The organism is Streptomyces sp. A 4/2 (genome assembly GCF_940670765.1).
In the GTDB taxonomy this organism is placed as follows: domain Bacteria; phylum Actinomycetota; class Actinomycetes; order Streptomycetales; family Streptomycetaceae; genus Streptomyces.
The window spans coordinates 1-393 of sequence record NZ_CALNVW010000102.1 but is presented as its reverse complement, the minus strand read 5'-3'; the positions used below and the strand labels follow the sequence as shown (position 1 = coordinate 393).

At 74.6% G+C, this 393-nt stretch carries 1 protein-coding gene; it reads right to left on the bottom strand.

What is annotated here, in order from left to right:
• Positions 1-393: hypothetical protein (locus NBY69_RS37215; protein ID WP_250306696.1), on the bottom strand; the 393-nt coding region annotated here is incomplete at both ends.

Sequence of the window (393 nt, the reverse complement as noted above, 5' to 3'; positions counted from 1 at the left end):
GACCGCCCCCGGCACCGCCGCCACCTGCGCCGCGAACAGCTCAGGCAGGCTCGCCCCGGCCGCCGCCCCGTCCTCGACGGCGGGCAGCAGATCGTCGCGTTCCTCGGCGGACAGCAGGTCGATGCCGCCGATCGGCCGGTCGGGCGCGGCGGCGACCTCGGCCAGCAGCCTGGTCCACCTGGCGGCCATGACCTCGACCGTCGAACGGTCGAACAGGTCGGTGCTGTACTCGACCGCACCGCTGAGCCCCGCCGGCGCTCCGTCGGGCCCGTACTCCTCCACGAATCCGAAGGTCAGGTCGAGCCGTGCGGTCCCGGTGAGCACGTCCATCCCGGAGACCTGGAGGCCCGGCAGTTCGAAGTCGCCCCCCGGCGCGTTCTGCACGGCCAGCCC